The sequence below is a fragment of the Sulfuriferula sp. GW1 genome (assembly GCF_047300855.1).
In the GTDB taxonomy this organism is placed as follows: domain Bacteria; phylum Pseudomonadota; class Gammaproteobacteria; order Burkholderiales; family Sulfuriferulaceae; genus Sulfuriferula.
In genome coordinates, this window is record NZ_CP170197.1 from 1,373,865 (window position 1) to 1,390,802 (window position 16,938).

Genomic DNA, 16,938 nt, shown 5'->3' on the forward strand with positions numbered 1-16,938 from the left:
TTCTCAGGGAAGAGCATTAACCCCAGGCGTGAGCAGCCGGGCATAACTGGCGGGAACCACCTCGGTTATCCGCACCGAAAGATCGCATTCAAATTCGTTGAACGTCTTTGGGAAAGCTTCCTGGAGAACGTCCATCGCTGCCTTGGTGATCATCGCCTTGCGGGTGTCGTCGCCGGTGCGATCCGAAACTGTATGAATTGCAAGATGCACGAATGCTTGGTCGACTGAGCCATCGCCGATGAAGAAGATATCGTGCTTGATCACCCGGCTCTTGAAAAACTTCAACTTGAAGATTCCGGTATCGACGATGGCACGATGGACGTCCAATAGAAGCTTCGGAAGGTCTAGCTCATCGCGTATGTTGTTCGAATACTCCAGAATCAGGTGTGGCATACTCAACTCCTCCTTATTAGCTGATGCGCTTCAAAAGTCAATCGACCCGCCATTCACATCAATTCCCATGGTTAGCGTATATCTTCGACCTCGAACTCGAAAATTGCCTCGCTCCCTTCATGTTGAGCGGCGGCAGCGATAACATACGTCCCGCTTGGTGCCGGACGGCGAAGCGTGCGGGACGTCATTCCGCCTCACAGTTTTGCTTTTACCCTGATAAGACCTCCCGGTCGCGAAGTAACGCCGAAGAAGCTCATCACAGAGCCGCTCGCCAACAGTACCACGGCAATCACCAACGACATGTGCATACCAGCCATGAAAGATTCGGGCCGCTCGTCCCGGACCAAGAAACCAAATACAGCGACGCCAAACACGCCTCCCACCTGCCGCGCAGAGTTCAAGACACCGGACGCGATTCCGGCTCGTGAGTGGTCTACCGCCGACAACGATGCGCTCGTCATCGGTGGCACGGTCAACGCAATACCACTGCCCGCCACCAGCAATGGCAATACAATTGAGTGATATGGCGCGCCTGCCATTACAGGCATAAGCGTCAAGTAGCCAATTGCGGCTGTCAACAAACCCACAACCATCAGGGGCCGAGGCCCGACCTTAGCGGTCAGATTCCCTGCAATGATGTTGCCAACCATAATGACAGCGGTCATCGGTAAGAAGGCAAGCCCGGTCTGCAAGGGGCTATAGTGTTGGATTGACTGAAAGTACAGGCTGAAGACAAACACCAGTCCATAGAAAGCAAAATTGACGATGACGCCGATTACTGAGGCCACCGAAAACGTGGCGTTACGAAACAGCGATAGCGGAAGCATCGGTGCCTTGCCCGTAGTCTCGATGTAGAGGAACGATGTACTAGCCAGTAGAGACAAGATTAGACAACCGGTGACCAGATGATTGTCCCAACCCAAAGGCCCCGCTTCGATGATGGCTGCCGTCAGGCCCCCCAGCGCGAGGATGGCTGCCGCCTGCCCTGCGATGTCTAAGCCCTTACTGCGTGACTGGTATGTCGGTGGCGCATTCCGCAAAGTCAACCAAATGCCAAGCAAGCCAATAGGGAAGTTCACCAGGAAGATGCTGCGCCAGCCAATATGAACGATCAGTACACCACCGAGAACCGGACCTGCCGCCAAAGCTATGCCGCCCGCGCTGGCCCATAGGCCAACCGCTTTACTTCGCTCCGCCGGATCGGGATACGACTGGTGAAGCACAGACAAAGAAGCGGGGACCAGCAGCGCCGCGCCTAGGCCCTGAAAGATACGAGCAACGACCAGTATCGTAAGCGTGGGCGCCAGCCCACATCCGAGTGACGCGACGGTGAACAACGCGAAGCCGGCAACAAATACACGTTTGGAACCGAGCCGGTCGCCCAATGCACCGCCGGTCAGAAGCAGCGCAGCGAACGTCAACGTATAGGCATTGACTACCCATTGTAGGCCCGTGACGCTAGCACCAAACACGACTTGGAAACGTTGAAGGGCAACATTGACGACGCTGACATCTAGTAGTACTACAACAAAGCCAAGGCTAGTTGCTGCTAACGTCAGACTACGTTGCCGCACCGAGATGGGTGAATTTCCCACTGAGGTTGCTCCGGGACTGGAATGTGGGCAAGCGTATCATCGTTAATTTGAGCACGTAAATTCCGTAAAAATGCACGTGTATTGTGCAAAAATTCGGGAATGCTGATCATGTTCAGTCGCCGACGGCTCCCCAATGTGTAAAAGTCAGCATCAGATGGGATCGTCTACTCGGGACAACGGTATGTCGGTCTGAAGGCTCGGTGTTTTCTCGACGAGCTCAGTGATGAAGTCCATGACTGCTCGGATAGGTTGTGCGCGCCTCAAATCGCGATGAACAACGAGCCATATTTCTCGGGAGAAAGGCTCGACATCAACATGTAAGCGCACCAGTTGCCCGTCAGGCTCCGCTAAGAAACAGGGCAGTACGGCAATGCCAACCCCTGCGCGCGCTGCGGCGTACTGGCTTGTTATATCGCTCACCTCGCAAACAATGAGCCGATTACCGGCCATCTTCCGCAACCACTGCTGCTGAGGCGTGTGGTCGAACTCCTCGTCGTACGCGATAAACTCCCAATCGGAGGGCCTACAGATGTGCGCGTAGCTTTCCGCCGCATATAGCGCAAATTGCATGATACCGAGCCGACGAGCAACGCTTCCCTCCTCTTCTGGGCGAAAAAGCCGCACCGCGATATCTGCCTCCCTCCGGCTCAATGAAACACTGTTCGCTCGGCCAGATAGGGAAAGTTGAATCCCTGGATGCTGAGCACGAAACGTCACCACTGACTTCGCGAAGAAATTGCTGACCAAGACAGGCGGAGCGCTAACCGTAACTTTACCAACAACGGGCGAGTGTTCTGCCCGGGTCGCTCGCTCAATCGAAAACGCGTTTGCTTCCATCTCAGCCCCCAGCTGAAGAACGCATCTGCCAGTGTCAGTTAGCGTCCATCGACGGGGCAACCGATCGACCAATCGAACTTGGAGGGCAGCTTCCAAGGCCGTCAACCGCCGCCCGACTGTGGCGTGATCCACCCTCAAGGACCGAGCCGCCCCTGAGATTGTCCCCTTCTGTGCTACTGCTAGGAAATATCGAAGATCTTCCCAATTGAACATAATCAGCATTCCTATTTCTTTGCACAATGCACGTACACTTTGACGAAAATGGGAAGGACGGTTAGCTCCTCCGACCACTAGTTATCCACTAGTTATATTGTGTTAGCCACTTGTCTCCAGATTGTAAGTTCGGTTTCAGTGATTGGGCGGTAGCCTCTGCCTGACCGATGAGCCGACGAAACAGAAGGACACGATTGTGGGATGTGCGGCGGTTGAATCGAACAGTGAACTCCTCTGATATGCCAGTAGATAACGCGGAGTCCACTGATCCCTGGAGGGTGCCAGCAGCCAACGCTTTAGCAAATTGGTCACTCGGTTTGCGCGTCCGTGTCCTACCGAAATCCCTTGGCTGTCTGATCTCTGCAGCAACGGCCGCAATGCATTTATGGAGACCAAAAGCTCGTTTTGCACCGTGTTTTACTCCTCCAACAAAAAGTTTATCCACTTTCACGTCGCTCCGCACCGGTCGTTGGCTCAATGTGCTTAACGTTGGAGTCCTTGTCTGCGTGGACCAAAATTAGGGGGAATTTATAGAAGTACCGTAACTCAAACATGCTATGCCTCGTTGTATACAACGTAGCACTGCATTGGTGCAGCATCTCTACGGCGTGCATCATCCGTGGGCGTGCTGGTTGTAAGACGCACCTACCAAAAAAACGTAAAAGTTAAATAATTAACCATATATTCAATAGGTTAAATTAATGATTTGAATTAAATAGAGGCTGGCATCTTACTTGCTTTTTGGTTGGGCAGCATCGCTCAGGGACCATAAAGGCGAGGGCATTAAAACCCCAAAACCTCGCTGTGTATGGGTGTAGTAAAAGTCAAGTTGCCAACTTTAAGGAGATAACAGGATGGACAATCAACGTCGCAAGTTTTTGGGCACCATGGGCGCGATCACAGCGGGTACCTTGCTGGCAGGTAATCGTTTCGGATTTGCGGCTGACAAATCCCCCATCAAGGTAGGTGTGCTTCACTCGCTTTCGGGCACCATGGCAATTTCGGAGAGCGCGCTCAAGGACGTGGCGCTGATGACCTTTGACCAGATCAATGCCAGCGGCGGTGTGATGGGACGTATGATTGAGCCGGTGGTGGTTGACCCGGCCTCCAACTGGCCGCTGTTTGCCGAAAAGGCGCGTCAGCTGCTGACCAAGGATAAGGTCGCCGTGGTGTTCGGCTGCTGGACTTCGGTGTCGCGCAAATCGGTACTGCCGGTATTCGAAGAGCTCAACGGGCTGCTGTTTTATCCGGTGCAGTATGAGGGCGAAGAGTTGTCCCAGAATGTGTTTTACACCGGTGCGGCGCCCAACCAGCAGGCCATCCCGGCGGTGGAATACCTGATGAGCAAGGATGGCGGCGGCGCCAAGCGTTTCTTCCTGCTCGGCACCGACTATGTATATCCGCGAACCACCAATAAAATCCTGCGCGCGTTCCTCAAATCCAAAGGCGTGAAAGAAGCCGATATTGCGGAGGTGTACACCCCGTTCGGCCACAGCGATTACCAGACCATCGTCGCCAACATCAAGAAATTTGCCGGCGGCGGCAAGACGACAGTGATCTCCACCATCAATGGCGATTCCAATGTGCCGTTCTACAAGGAACTCGGCAATCAGGGGCTGAAAGCCACGGATGTGCCGGTCATGGCGTTCTCAGTTGCTGAACAGGAACTGGCGGGCATGGATGCCAAGCCGCTGGTGGGGCATCTGGCCGCCTGGAATTACTTTGAGTCGGTCAAGTCGCCGGTCAATATTGCCTTCGTCAAGATGTGGAAGGATTACGTCAAGAAGAAGGGCCTGAAGGATTTTCCGGTCACCGACGACCCGATGGAAGCCACTTATGTGGGCATCCATATGTGGAAACAGGCGGTCGAAAAAGCCCATTCCGATGCGGTCGACAAAGTCCGCATCGCCATGGCGGGGCAGACCTTCAAGGCGCCGTCCGGGTTTACCCTGGAAATGGACAAGACCAACCACCATCTGCACAAGCCGGTCATGATCGGCGAAATCCGCGCAGACGGGCAATTCAATGTGGTGTGGAAAACGCCAAAAACCATCCGTGCCCAGCCATGGAGTCCGTATATCGCGGGCAATGAGGGCAAGCAAAAGCTGTAAATCCATACCGGGGCGATGCCCCGGAGACGCTCCCCGCGAGAACCCCGTTCTCGCGGCACCTATTCAGAAAGTCCGTGTATGACACGTAGTGCAATCTACCTGTGTTGCATTGTGCTCGCCCTGTTGAGCCTGCCGGCACGCGCTGCACTCGATGCAAGCCAGTTGAGCAAGCTGGCAGCCGATGACAATGATGCCAAAGTTGCCGTGGTGAAATATCTGGCCAGCCACCCCAGCCGCGAAGCGGAAGCAGTGCTCACTGCCATGGATAATGACGCGCTGTATCAGAATCAGGGACGCCTGCTGATCGTGCGCGATGATCAGGCGATTGACGCCGCCACGCTGCAAGCTTTGGGTCCGGTACCGGATAGCGCCGAATCCATCATTGTGAATAACCGGCTGAGAGGGGCGGTTCAAGGCGCCCTGTCTGCATTCAAGCTTTTTTCTTCCGACCTTGCGACGCGCCTTAAAGCCGCGCGCGATGTGAAGCAGGATCCGCGCCCCGAGCAGTTGCCCCTGATACAACAAGCGCTGGCGAAGGAGACTAACGCAGAAATCCATCAGGATTTGCTGCTGGCACAGGCCAGCATTCAGATCAGTAGTTCTAACGAAGCAGAGCGTCTGGCTGCAGTCAAAATACTCGGTGCAACCAATAATCCGGAAGTGCGTACCAAACTGGCTGACATGCTCATCCAGAACAATGGCCACTACAACGAGGCCAGCCCGGTGGTGCGCGCTGCGGCGCAGCAGGCATTGAAAAGCATTGATCTGCGCATCAGCCTGGCACGCGCGGCTGCCAGCCTGTTTTCCGGTTTGAGTCTGGGCAGCGTGCTGTTGCTCGCCGCACTCGGTCTGGCGATCACCTACGGCGTGATGGGCGTCATCAATATGGCGCACGGCGAGCTGCTGATGGTGGGCGCCTATGCCACCTATTTCGTGCAGGGCTGGTTTAAGACGCATCTCCCTCAGCATTTCGACTGGTACGTGCTGGCTGCACTGCCCATAGCATTTCTGGCTGCGGCCGGGGTGGGAATGGTGATGGAGCGGCTGGTGATCCGCCGCCTGTATGGACGGCCCCTGGAAACCTTGCTGGCGACCTGGGGTATCAGCCTGATCCTGATCCAGCTGGCACGCGTCAGCTTCGGTGCGCAAAACGTCGATGTGGCGAATCCCAGCTGGTTATCCGGCGGGGTCGAAATCATCCAGGACGTGGTGCTGCCCTGGAACCGCATCATCATCCTGGGTTTTTCCATGGTGGTTCTGGTATTCATGAGTTTCCTGCTGTCGCGTACGCGGCTGGGTCTGTTCATGCGTGCCGTGACGCAAAACCGTGCCATGGCCGGTGCGCTGGGTGTGCCTACCGGCACGGTGGATACGCTGGCGTTTGGGCTGGGTGCAGGCATTGCCGGTCTGGGCGGCGTGGCGTTATCGCAAATCAGCAACGTGGGGCCGGATATGGGGCAGGGCTACATCGTGGATTCGTTCATGGTGGTCGTGCTCGGCGGTGTCGGTCAAATCGCCGGTACGGTTTACGCCGCGCTGGGCCTGGGGATCGTCAACAAGCTGCTGGAATCCTGGTCGGGTGCGGTGATCGCGAAAATCGTCGTGCTGGTATTCATCATCCTGTTCATACAGAAACGCCCGCAGGGTTTGTTCGCCCTCAAGGGCCGGTCTGTGGATTAAGGCCATGACAACTCCCTATCGTTACTTTTCAAAATCGGTATGGCTGGCAATGGGCGTGCTGGCCGTCGGTTTATTGGTCGTTTTGCCGATACTGCATCTGGGCGTGGACAAACACAGCTCACTGTATGTATCGAGTTATGCCATCACCCTGATCGGCAAGATCATGTGCTACGCCATCCTGGCGCTGGCCATGGATCTGGTGTGGGGCTACGCAGGCATTCTTTCGCTTGGACACGGCGTGTTTTTCGCGCTGGGCGGCTATGCGTTCGGTATGTATCTGATGCGCGGCATCGGCGCAGACGGTGTTTATCACGCCAACGTGCCGGACTTCATGGTATTCCTCGACTGGAAAACGCTGCCCTGGTTCTGGCACGGGACCGAGCATTTCGCGTATAGCCTGCTACTGGTGATCCTGGTGCCCGGGCTGCTGGCATTGATGTTCGGTTTTTTCGCGTTCCGTTCGCGCATCAAGGGTGTGTATCTATCCATCATCACCCAGGCGCTGACTTTTGCGGCGATGCTGCTGTTTTTCCGCAATGAAACCGGCTTTGGCGGCAACAACGGCTTTACCGATTTCAAGCGCGTACTGGGTTATTCCATCACCGCGCCGGAAACCCGCGTCGCCATTTATATGCTGACCGGGCTGGTATTGTTGGGCGCGCTGCTGCTCGGGCGTTATATCGTCACCTCCAAATATGGACGGGTGCTCGCGGCCATCCGCGATGCCGAATCGCGCGTCATGTTTTGCGGTTATAACCCGGTCAGCTACAAGCTCTTCATCTGGACGTTGTCGGCCGTTTTGAGTGGCATCGCCGGAGCGCTGTATGTGCCCCAGGTCGGCATCATCAATCCGAGTGAAATGTCGCCTGCCAACTCGATCGAAATCGCCATCTGGACTGCGGTGGGCGGGCGCGCCACGCTGATCGGCCCGATACTTGGTGCGGTGCTGGTGAATGCCGCAAAAAGTTATCTTACGGTGAGTTTTCCCGATTACTGGCTGTTTTTTCTGGGTGCGCTTTTCATCGTCGTTACGCTTTATCTGCCGCACGGGCTGATGGGGCTGCTGAGTGCATTGCGCCGCAAAATAACAGGTGGCTGGAAATGAATACCCCGGTTACTGAAAACAACGAGACACAGGACGGCGGAGCATTGACCGGGCTCGCCCACTTTGTGCAGCCGGGCGAGCTGGATGCCAGCCATGGTCCGGTGTTGTATCTGGATGACATCACCGTCAGCTTTGATGGTTTCCGGGCGCTCAATCAACTTAGTCTCACTATAGACAACGGCGAGTTGCGATGCATCATCGGGCCCAATGGTGCCGGCAAGACCACCATGATGGATGTAATCACCGGCAAGACGCGCGCAGACAGCGGCACTGCATTCTTCGGCCAGACCCTGGATCTGACCAAAATGAATGAGGCCAAAATTGTGCAGAGCGGTATTGGCCGAAAATTCCAGAAACCTACGGTGTTCGAGCAGCACAGTGTGTTCGAGAATCTGGAACTGGCCATGCAGGCGGATCGTAGTGTGTGGGCGACTCTGTTCGCCAGGCTGGATAGCGAATCGCGTGATCGCATCGCCGACACGCTCAAGCTGATTCGTTTGCAGGATAGCGCCGATCGTCCCGCCGGGCTGCTCTCGCACGGCCAGAAACAATGGCTGGAAATCGGCATGTTGCTGATCCAGCGCCCCAAATTGCTGCTGCTGGACGAACCTGTTGCGGGCATGACCGATGAAGAAACCGACCGTACTGCCGAACTGTTCCTGTCGCTGGCGGGTAAACACTCGCTCATGGTGGTGGAGCATGACATGGCGTTTGTCGCACAGATCGCCAAAAAAGTGACGGTGTTGCATGAGGGCAGCGTGCTGGCCGAGGGAAGCCTGGATCAGGTGCAAAACAACGAACGCGTGATTGAGGTTTATCTGGGACGCTAATGTTTAAAGTCGAACAAATCAATCAATACTACGGCGGCTCGCACATTCTGCGCGATGTCGGGTTTACGCTGGAATCAGGGCGCGTCACCTGCCTGTTGGGGCGCAACGGCGTCGGTAAAACCACGCTGCTGAAATGCCTGATGGGTTTGCTGCCCGCGCGTTCCGGCCAGATCCAGTTTGACGGGCGCGACATTACCCGCTTGCCGCCGCATGCGCGTGCACAACTCGGTATCGGTTATGTGCCGCAGGGGCGCGAGATATTTCCGCGCCTGACGGTAGCCGAAAATTTGCAGATGGGACTGGCCGGGTTGCCGGCCCGGGAAAAATTACCGCCGCTTATTTTTGAATTATTCCCGGTCCTGAAAGACATGCTGCACCGGCGCGGCGGCGATTTGTCCGGCGGTCAGCAACAACAGCTCTCGATTGGCCGTGCCCTGGCCATGCGCCCCAAACTGCTGATTCTGGATGAGCCTACCGAGGGTATCCAGCCTTCCATCATCAAGGACATCGAGCGCGCCATCCGGCGCCTGTCCGGTGAGGGTGAGATGGCCATTTTGCTGGTCGAGCAGTACTACGACTTTGCCCGCGATCTGGCTGACCAGTACCTGGTGATGGTGCGCGGTGAAATCATCAAGCGCGGCGCGGGGCGCAGCATGGATGCAGACAACGTGCGCAGCTACCTGTCCATTTAATCAATCAATATTGAATCGATAACTCGATATGCCTGGTCAAAAAATGCAAATAAACGCACCTGGGATGCCTACCATGGGATGGACCATCAGCCAGTGGCGCGCCGCCTATCTTGTGGATCAGGCCGATCCGGACAAGTTGCTTGGGGAACTGCTGGCAGGTTTGCAACATGACGACCCGGCCTGGATCATGATCGTGGATAGCACCACACTCAAGCAGCAGTTGGATGCCCTGGCGGAGGCTTTGGTACAGGCCAATGGCGAGCGCAGCCGCCTGCCGTTGTATGGCATTCCGTTTGCTGTCAAGGACAACATGGATGTGGCCGGACTGCCGACCACGGCGGCGTGTCCGGCCTTTGCCCATGTGGCTGGACACGATGCCGCCGTCGTGACGCGCTTGCGCGCAGCGGGCGCCATCCTGGTCGGCAAGACCAATCTGGATCAGTTTGCTACCGGGCTGGTGGGCGTGCGTTCGCCCTATGGCGTGGTGACCAACCCCTTCAACCCGGCGTATATCGGAGGTGGGTCGAGTTCGGGTTCGGCTTCGGTGGTGGCGCGTGGCATTGTGCCGTTCACATTGGGTACGGATACCGCCGGGTCCGGTCGCGTGCCTGCCGCATTCAATAATCTGGTCGGACTGAAACCCACGCGCGGTCTGGTCAGCAGCGTGGGAGTGGTGCCGGCGTGCCGCACGCTGGATTGCGTATCCGTGTTTGCGTTGAACGTGGAGGATGCGGGCAGTGTGCTTGATGTGATCGGCGGCTTCGATGCGGCGGATCCGTACTCGCGCCCCAGCGTGCCGGACCAGGCTGCCGTGCGCATAGGGCAGACGCCACGTTTCGCCATACCGCAACAGCCGGATTTTTGCGGGGATGCGGTTCAAGCTGCGGCATATAGCGCTGCCCTGGCACAAATGCGCGCGCTCGGTGTCGTGCTGGAGCCGGTTGATTTCACCCCGATGCAGGCACTGGCGGCGCTGCTCTACGATGGCCCCTGGGTGGCCGAGCGCTATGCGGCCATTGCCGAATTCATCGCAGACCATGCGGCGGACATGCACCCGGTAGTGCGCGACATCATCGAACGGGCAGGGCGCTACAGCGCGGTGGATACGTTCAAGGCAGAGTACCGTCGCGCCGAGCTCAAACGTGCACTGGATAGTTTGCTGGCGGATTTTGATGCCTTGCTGGTGCCCAGCGCCCCCACGCTGCCGACGCTCGCGGCGGTCGCTGCGGAGCCGATAGCAGCCAACAGCCAGCTGGGGATTTATACCAATTTTGTCAATCTTGGAGATTGTGCCGCGCTGGCATTGCCCGCGGGCTGGCGTAGCGACGGTCTGCCGTTTGGCATGACGCTGATTGCGCCGGCCTGGCGCGATTACGCCCTGCTGGATTTTGCTTTGCGCTGGCAGCGCCATGCTCCGTGGATGCTGGGTGCAACAGGGCTGGATTTGCCGGCTGATAGTGCTGCCCCGACTGTGCCCGCTGCACCCGCACCCGGTTATGTTCGTCTTGCCGTGGTCGGTGCGCATTTGACCGGCATGCCGCTGAACCATCAGCTCACCACACGCCATGCCCGGTTCGTCGAGCGTACCCGGACTGCGGATTGCTATCGCCTGTATGCCTTGCCCAACACCACGCCATCCAAGCCGGGACTGGTGCGCGATGCGCAAAGCGGCAGTGCAATCGAGGTGGAAGTATGGGATGTGCCGTTAGGCGGATTCGGATCCTTTGTCGCAGAAGTTCCCGCACCCCTGGGCATTGGCAGCGTTGAGCTGGGCGATGGCAGCGTGGTCAAGGGATTTATCTGCGAACCGTGGGCGCTGAAGGGCGCAACCGAAATCACGGCACTGGGCGGCTGGCGTGCGTTCCTGGCGCAATTGAATCACTCTGGAAAAAGCGATTGAAGCCACAGAGAACACAGAGGGTACAAAGTTGCGGGAGGGCGAGCAGGATTTTTCTGCAAGCAGCTAAGTGACCGAACCACCTGATTCCTTCTTCGTTTTCCTCCGTGTGCTCTGTGTTCTCTGTGGCCAAAGCGGTTTTTTGAATAACTAAATCGAGGTTGTCATGTTCCATACTGTATTGGTCGCCAACCGCGGCGAAATTGCCGTTCGCACTATCCGCACCCTGAAGAAGATGGGGATACGCAGTGTCGCGGTTTACTCCGATGCCGACCGCAATGCGCGCCACGTGGTCGATGCCAATGAGGCGGTTGCGCTGGGCGGCAACAGCCCGGCGGAGAGCTATCTGCGTGGTGACAAGATCATTGAAGCAGCCAAATCGGTCGGGGCGCAGGCGATTATTCCCGGCTACGGTTTTTTATCCGAGAACGCCGATTTCGCCGAGGCGTGCGAGGCCGCCGGGCTGGTGTTTATCGGGCCTACGCCGGAACAGATGCGTCAGTTCGGCCTCAAACACACCGCGCGTGAAATTGCCGGTGCGGCGGGCGTGTCGCTTACGCCGGGCTCAGGCTTGCTTGCTGATCTGGCTGAGGCCACCCAGGCTGCCGCGCGGCTGGGCTACCCGGTGATGCTGAAGAGCACCGCAGGTGGCGGCGGGATCGGCCTGAGCCGGTGTAACGATGAAGCCGAACTGGTGGCCGCATTTGAAACGGTGCAGCGCCTCGGGAAAAATTTCTTCAGCGATGGCGGCGTGTTTCTGGAACGTTTTGTGGAAAATGCGCGCCACGTTGAAGTGCAGATTTTCGGCGATGGCCAAGGCAATGTAACCGCATTGGGAGAGCGTGACTGCTCGCTGCAGCGCCGCAACCAGAAGGTGGTGGAAGAAACGCCGGCACCAAACTTGCCTCCGGCCACGCGTGCTCAATTACTCGATGCCGCAGTCAGGCTGGGCAAGGCGGTCAACTATCGTTCTGCCGGAACCATCGAATTCATCTACGACGCAGCGCGTGACGCGTTTTATTTTCTGGAGGTCAACACGCGCTTGCAGGTTGAGCATCCGATTACCGAAGCGGTCACCGGCATCGATCTGATTGCGTGGATGGTCAGCACCGCAGCAGGCGAGCCACCTGCGCTGGACGTGCCTGTCGTGCCGCAGGGCGCGGCCATCGAAGTGCGCATTTATGCCGAAGATCCGGTAAAGAATTTTCAGCCTTCCCCGGGCGTGCTGACCGAGGTGGTGTTCCCGGAAGACGTACGCGTGGATACCTGGGTGTCCACCGGGGTGGAAGTCTCTGCGCATTATGATCCGATGCTGGTCAAGCTGATTGCTTATGGCGATAACCGTGAAGCGGCATTGGCGAAACTGATTGAAGCCCTCGATGCCACGAGCATAGCGGGGATCGCCACGAACCTGGATTACCTGCGTCAGGTGGTGGCCTCACCGGTGTTTGTCAGCGGCAATGTCTCGACCGCTGCACTGGAAGGCTTCCGTTTCCATCCGTCGGTGATCGAGGTGGTCGAGGCCGGCACCTATTCCACCGTACAGGATTATCCGGGACGAATCGGCTACTGGGATATCGGAGTGCCGCCGTCCGGCCCGATGGACGATTACGCGTTTCGCCTGGCTAACCGCATCGTCGGAAATCATCCCGGCGCCGCAGCGCTGGAATGCACGATTCAGGGAGCGACGCTCAAATTCCATTGCGCAGCAACGATCGCGTTGAGCGGCGCTCCTACGGCTGCAACCCTGGACGGCAAACCGGTCGCATTCTGGCAGGCGATCAAGGTTAAAAGTGGCCAAAAATTGGTGATCGGCAAGGTATTGAGCGGTTGCCGCACGTATTTTGCGGTGCGTGGCGGGCTGGATGTGCCGGTGTATCTGGGCAGCCGCTCGACCTTTGCGCTGGGGCAGTTTGGCGGCCATGGCGGACGGCCGCTCAGGGTCGGCGACATGCTGGCAGTCAGTCGCCCGGTATTGCCTGCCTGCACCACGCCCGCGCCATGCTATGCCGAGTCGGCAGCACCCGCGGCATTGATACCCGAATACAGCCAGGATTGGGAAATCGGCGTGCTGTATGGTCCGCACGGCGCACCGGATTTTTTTACCGATGACGCGATCGAGATGTTTTTCTCCACCGCCTGGGAAGTGCATTACAACTCCAATCGCCTGGGTATCCGCCTGAATGGGCCAAAGCCCACCTGGGCGCGCAGCGATGGCGGCGAGGCGGGTTTGCATCCGTCCAATATTCACGATTGCGAGTATGCGATCGGCAGCATTAATTTTACCGGCGACATGCCAGTGATTCTGACGCGCGACGGCCCCAGCCTGGGCGGCTTTGTGTGCCCGGCCACGATTGCCCGTGCCGAGTTGTGGAAAGTCGGCCAGGTCAAGCCGGGTGACCGCATCCGCTTCCTCCCGCTCAGTTTCGATGATGCGCTGGCACTGGAACGCGCCCAGGACGAAGCAATCGAAACGCTCAGTGCCATGCCGGCGTTGCCGAGTGTCAAGCTGCCCAGCCTGCAGCCGGCCGGTACCGTATCGGCCTGTGTGTTACGCGAATTGCCGGAGCAGGGCGAGCGGCCTGGCGTGGCCTATCGGCAGGCAGGGGATAAATACATCCTGCTGGAGTACGGTGCCAATGTGCTCGATTTGCACTCGCGGCTGCGCATTCATGCATTGATGGAGGCGATCAAGGCCAATCCGGTCGACGGCATACTGGAGTTGTCGCCGGGCGTGCGCTCGCTGCAGATCCATTACGACAGCCGCATCCTGCATCAAACTGCATTGCTCGATATGCTGTGCGCGCTGGAAGCGCAACTGCCACCTGCCAGAAGCATGCGCGTGCCCAGCCGTATCGTGCATCTGCCGCTGGCGTTCGAGGATAGCGCTACGCTGGATGCGGTGGCGCGCTATCGGCAATCGGTCAAGGACAGCGCGCCGTGGCTGCCGAGTAATGTTGAATTCATCCGCCGTATCAACGGCCTCGCCAGTCAGGATGCGGTGCGCGATATCGTGTTCAATACCAGTTATATGGTGCTGGGGCTGGGTGATGTGTATCTGGGTGCACCGTGTGCGGTTCCGGTTGATCCGCGCCATCGCCTGCTCACTTCCAAGTACAACCCGGCGCGTACTTACACGGCGGAGGGCACGGTCGGTATCGGTGGCGTCTACATGTGCATCTACGGCATGGATTCGCCCGGCGGTTACCAGCTTATCGGACGCACCCTGCCGATCTGGAACAAGTTTCTGAAAAACCCGCAATTCGAACAGGGCGCGCCGTGGCTGTTGCGTTTCTTCGATCAGGTGCGCTATTACCCGGTGAGCGAAACGGAACTGAATCAGCTACGTGAGGATTTCCGCGAAGGGCGGGCCAGCATCCGCATTGAAGACGCCGTGTTTGACCTCGCTCAATACGATGCATTCCTGCGCGACAATGCGGAAAGTATCGCCGACTTTCAGGCACATCAGCAGGCGGCTTTCAACGCAGAAATTGCTCACTGGCAAACCTATGCAACGGAAACCGTAGCGCATGATGACGAGACGGACGTGGCGCCGCTTCAGGAAGATAGCGCTGGTCATATTGTGGCATCGGATATCAGCGGCAGTATCTGGAAGCTGCTGATTGAAGCGGGTTCTGTGGTAAAAGCAGGTGACCCTCTGTTGATTGTCGAGGCGATGAAAATGGAGTTTTCCGTCTATTCGCCGGTCGACGGAACGGTGTGCGCTTTGCATTGCCGCGCCGGCAAACAGGTCACTGCGGGCGATGCGCTGGTTGTGATCGAACCTGCGTAGTGTGATTACGCTGAACGGTTGCGGTTGCCGCCGCGACGCGCACGTTCGAGTTGGGTCAGGGTGAGATTCTTGACAAAATTCTCACTGTAACTGATGTGCGCTTTCATCAGTCTTTGCGCTTCGGACAGGTTGCGCTGGAGCAGCTGCTGGCAAATCTGGTAGTGCTCTTCGTAGGTGCGGTCGATGCGCGTGGCGTTGGTAAAATCGAGGCGCCGGACTGCACGGATACGTCCGTTGATATCTTCCAGATAATGCTTCAAGGCGATGTTTCCACCACCTTCCGCCAGGGTCATGTGAAAGGACTCGTCGTGCGCTTCCATTTCTTCCGGGTCGTTGCTGCGTTCCTCCTGCCGGGCAGGATCCCAGGACTGCGCCAGTTTTTCCAGATCGGTGGTGGGCATGAATTCGGCAGCCAATTGCAGGGACAACATTTCCAGCGTGATGCGAACCTGGTAGTAATGCGCGAGTTCCGCGATATCGAGGTTGCGGATAAAGCACCCCTGCTTTGGCAGTATGCGTAAATAGCCTTCTGTCTCAAGACGCTGTAATGCTCCGCGGATCGGAGTACGACTTACACCATATTGAGCCGCCAGCTCGGACTCGGTAACCCGCGTTCCCGGATAAAGTTCGAAATTGAGAATGCTTTCACGCAACTGGTGGTATACGTCTTTTGCACTGGGTTTGGCTTCCGACACAAGCACCTCTGGAGTGGATTTTTCTGCCTGGTTTGATTGTAGGCTGATGCGGGAAGTCTCCACAACCGATTCAGGTAATATAATTTAGGCGATCTGAAAAACCAGCTGTTTATCCGGTGAATAATGCGTAGTGGCGGGTCTCTGGGTATATAAGTCCACGATGATTTATGGATTTATTCCTGCGCCAATTTATTGCACTCTGTGACGCCTCAAGAGATAAAAGAGTGAGTTATTCTGCCGCCAGTAATCGCAACCGCCGTGCGGCTTCTTCGGCACGCGCGTCATCGATTTCCCGCATCACACTGTCCAGATCGACTGCCTCGGTGCTGCGTTCGAAATGGCCGGTGAGGACGACCTCCGGGTGCAACTCGCCGTGCTCGAACAGCGACCAGATTTCCTTGCCATAGTCGGTGGAGAGCAACTCCGGTGCGAAGCGGCCAAAATAGGCGGTGAGATTGCCGACATCGCGTTCCAGCATGCTGCTGGCGTGGTTGTTGCCCGCAGCATCTACCGCCTGGGGCAGGTCGATGATGACCGGACCATCAGCGCCTACCAGGATGTTGTATTCGGATAAATCGCCGTGAATGATCCCGGCGCACAGCATGCGCACCACTTCCATCATCAATGTGTGATGGTGGGCGCGTGCCTGTTCTGCGCTGAACTCCACATCGTTGAGGCGGGGGGCTGCGTCGCCCTGCGCGTCGGTCACTAACTCCATCAGCAATACGCCTTCGTGGAAGTTATACGGCTTGGGCACGCGCACGCCGGCGGCGGCGAGGCGATACAAGGCATCGACTTCGGCGTTTTGCCAGGCTTCTTCCTGCGCTTTGCGTCCATAGCGTGTGCCTTTTGCCATGGCGCGCGCCTGACGACTGTTTTTGGTTTTGCGATTTTCGGTGTAATCGACGGCCTGGCGAAAGCTGCGCTTGTTGGCTTCCTTGTATACCTTGGCGCAGCGTATTTCTTCGCCGCAGCGGACAACGAAGACCATGGCCTCCTTGCCGCTCATAAGCTGACGGATGACCGTATCTACCAGGCCATCTTCGATCAGCGGTTCGAGTCGTTTTGGTGTTTTCATAATTGCGCAGGGGTCAGTC

11 protein-coding genes and 2 pseudogenes are annotated in these 16,938 nt (G+C 57.3%); 7 read left to right on the forward strand and 6 right to left on the reverse strand.

Annotated features, from left to right (window positions below; all coding sequences use genetic code 11):
* Nucleotides 1–3 precede the first annotated feature (3 nt).
* The 4 genes and pseudogenes from ACFDAU_RS06865 to ACFDAU_RS06880 form a co-directional block, all read right to left on the reverse strand.
* Nucleotides 4–393, reverse strand: a complete 390-nt coding sequence (locus tag ACFDAU_RS06865) for a 5-carboxymethyl-2-hydroxymuconate Delta-isomerase (protein WP_413439243.1) — start codon at nucleotides 391–393, stop codon at nucleotides 4–6.
* Nucleotides 394–587: 194 nt separating this feature from the next.
* Complete coding sequence (locus ACFDAU_RS06870; RefSeq protein ID WP_413439244.1) at nucleotides 588–1,988, reverse strand: MFS transporter; 1,401 nt, start codon at nucleotides 1,986–1,988, stop codon at nucleotides 588–590.
* 150 nt (nucleotides 1,989–2,138) lie between these two features.
* Entirely contained in the window at nucleotides 2,139–2,825 is a 687-nt protein-coding gene (locus ACFDAU_RS06875; protein ID WP_413439516.1) for a LysR substrate-binding domain-containing protein, read from the reverse strand.
* Nucleotides 2,826–2,861: 36 nt separating this feature from the next.
* Nucleotides 2,862–3,047 (reverse strand): annotated as a pseudogene (locus tag ACFDAU_RS06880) (helix-turn-helix domain-containing protein); the annotation flags it as partial.
* A 947-nt stretch (nucleotides 3,048–3,994) separates the two neighbouring features.
* On the opposite strand from ACFDAU_RS06880, the pseudogene urtA reads away from it, so the two are divergent.
* The 7 genes and pseudogenes from urtA to uca all read left to right on the forward strand — a co-directional run.
* A pseudogene (gene urtA / locus ACFDAU_RS06885) lies at nucleotides 3,995–5,149 on the forward strand (urea ABC transporter substrate-binding protein); the annotation flags it as partial.
* 78 nt (nucleotides 5,150–5,227) lie between these two features.
* Nucleotides 5,228–6,829 carry an urea ABC transporter permease subunit UrtB gene (urtB, locus tag ACFDAU_RS06890; protein WP_413439245.1) on the forward strand — a complete coding sequence of 534 codons (1,602 nt, stop codon included), beginning with the start codon at nucleotides 5,228–5,230 and terminating at the stop codon, nucleotides 6,827–6,829.
* Nucleotides 6,830–6,833: 4 nt separating this feature from the next.
* Nucleotides 6,834–7,934: an urea ABC transporter permease subunit UrtC gene (gene urtC, locus ACFDAU_RS06895; RefSeq protein ID WP_413439246.1), complete on the forward strand. Its 1,101-nt coding sequence runs from the start codon at nucleotides 6,834–6,836 to the stop codon at nucleotides 7,932–7,934.
* Entirely contained in the window at nucleotides 7,931–8,764 is an 834-nt protein-coding gene (gene urtD, locus ACFDAU_RS06900; protein ID WP_413439247.1) for an urea ABC transporter ATP-binding protein UrtD, read from the forward strand. The genes urtC and urtD overlap by 4 nt, the downstream gene beginning before the upstream one ends.
* Nucleotides 8,764–9,456 (forward strand): urea ABC transporter ATP-binding subunit UrtE, encoded by a 693-nt coding sequence (urtE, locus tag ACFDAU_RS06905; protein WP_413439248.1) that lies wholly within the window; start codon nucleotides 8,764–8,766, stop codon nucleotides 9,454–9,456. Before urtD ends, urtE begins: the two co-directional genes overlap by 1 nt.
* A 73-nt stretch (nucleotides 9,457–9,529) precedes the next feature.
* The gene (atzF, locus tag ACFDAU_RS06910; RefSeq protein WP_413439249.1) at nucleotides 9,530–11,356 is read left to right on the forward strand and encodes an allophanate hydrolase; all 1,827 of its coding nucleotides are present in this window, start codon (nucleotides 9,530–9,532) and stop codon (nucleotides 11,354–11,356) included.
* Nucleotides 11,357–11,519: 163 nt separating this feature from the next.
* Nucleotides 11,520–15,146 (forward strand): urea carboxylase, encoded by a 3,627-nt coding sequence (gene uca / locus ACFDAU_RS06915; protein WP_413439250.1) that lies wholly within the window; start codon nucleotides 11,520–11,522, stop codon nucleotides 15,144–15,146.
* A gap of 5 nt (nucleotides 15,147–15,151) precedes the next feature.
* Here uca and ACFDAU_RS06920 read toward each other — a convergent pair whose 3' ends face one another.
* Entirely contained in the window at nucleotides 15,152–15,841 is a 690-nt protein-coding gene (locus tag ACFDAU_RS06920; protein ID WP_413439251.1) for a GntR family transcriptional regulator, read from the reverse strand.
* A gap of 229 nt (nucleotides 15,842–16,070) precedes the next feature.
* Nucleotides 16,071–16,919: a PA4780 family RIO1-like protein kinase gene (locus ACFDAU_RS06925; protein ID WP_413439252.1), complete on the reverse strand. Its 849-nt coding sequence runs from the start codon at nucleotides 16,917–16,919 to the stop codon at nucleotides 16,071–16,073.
* Nucleotides 16,920–16,938 lie beyond the last annotated feature (19 nt).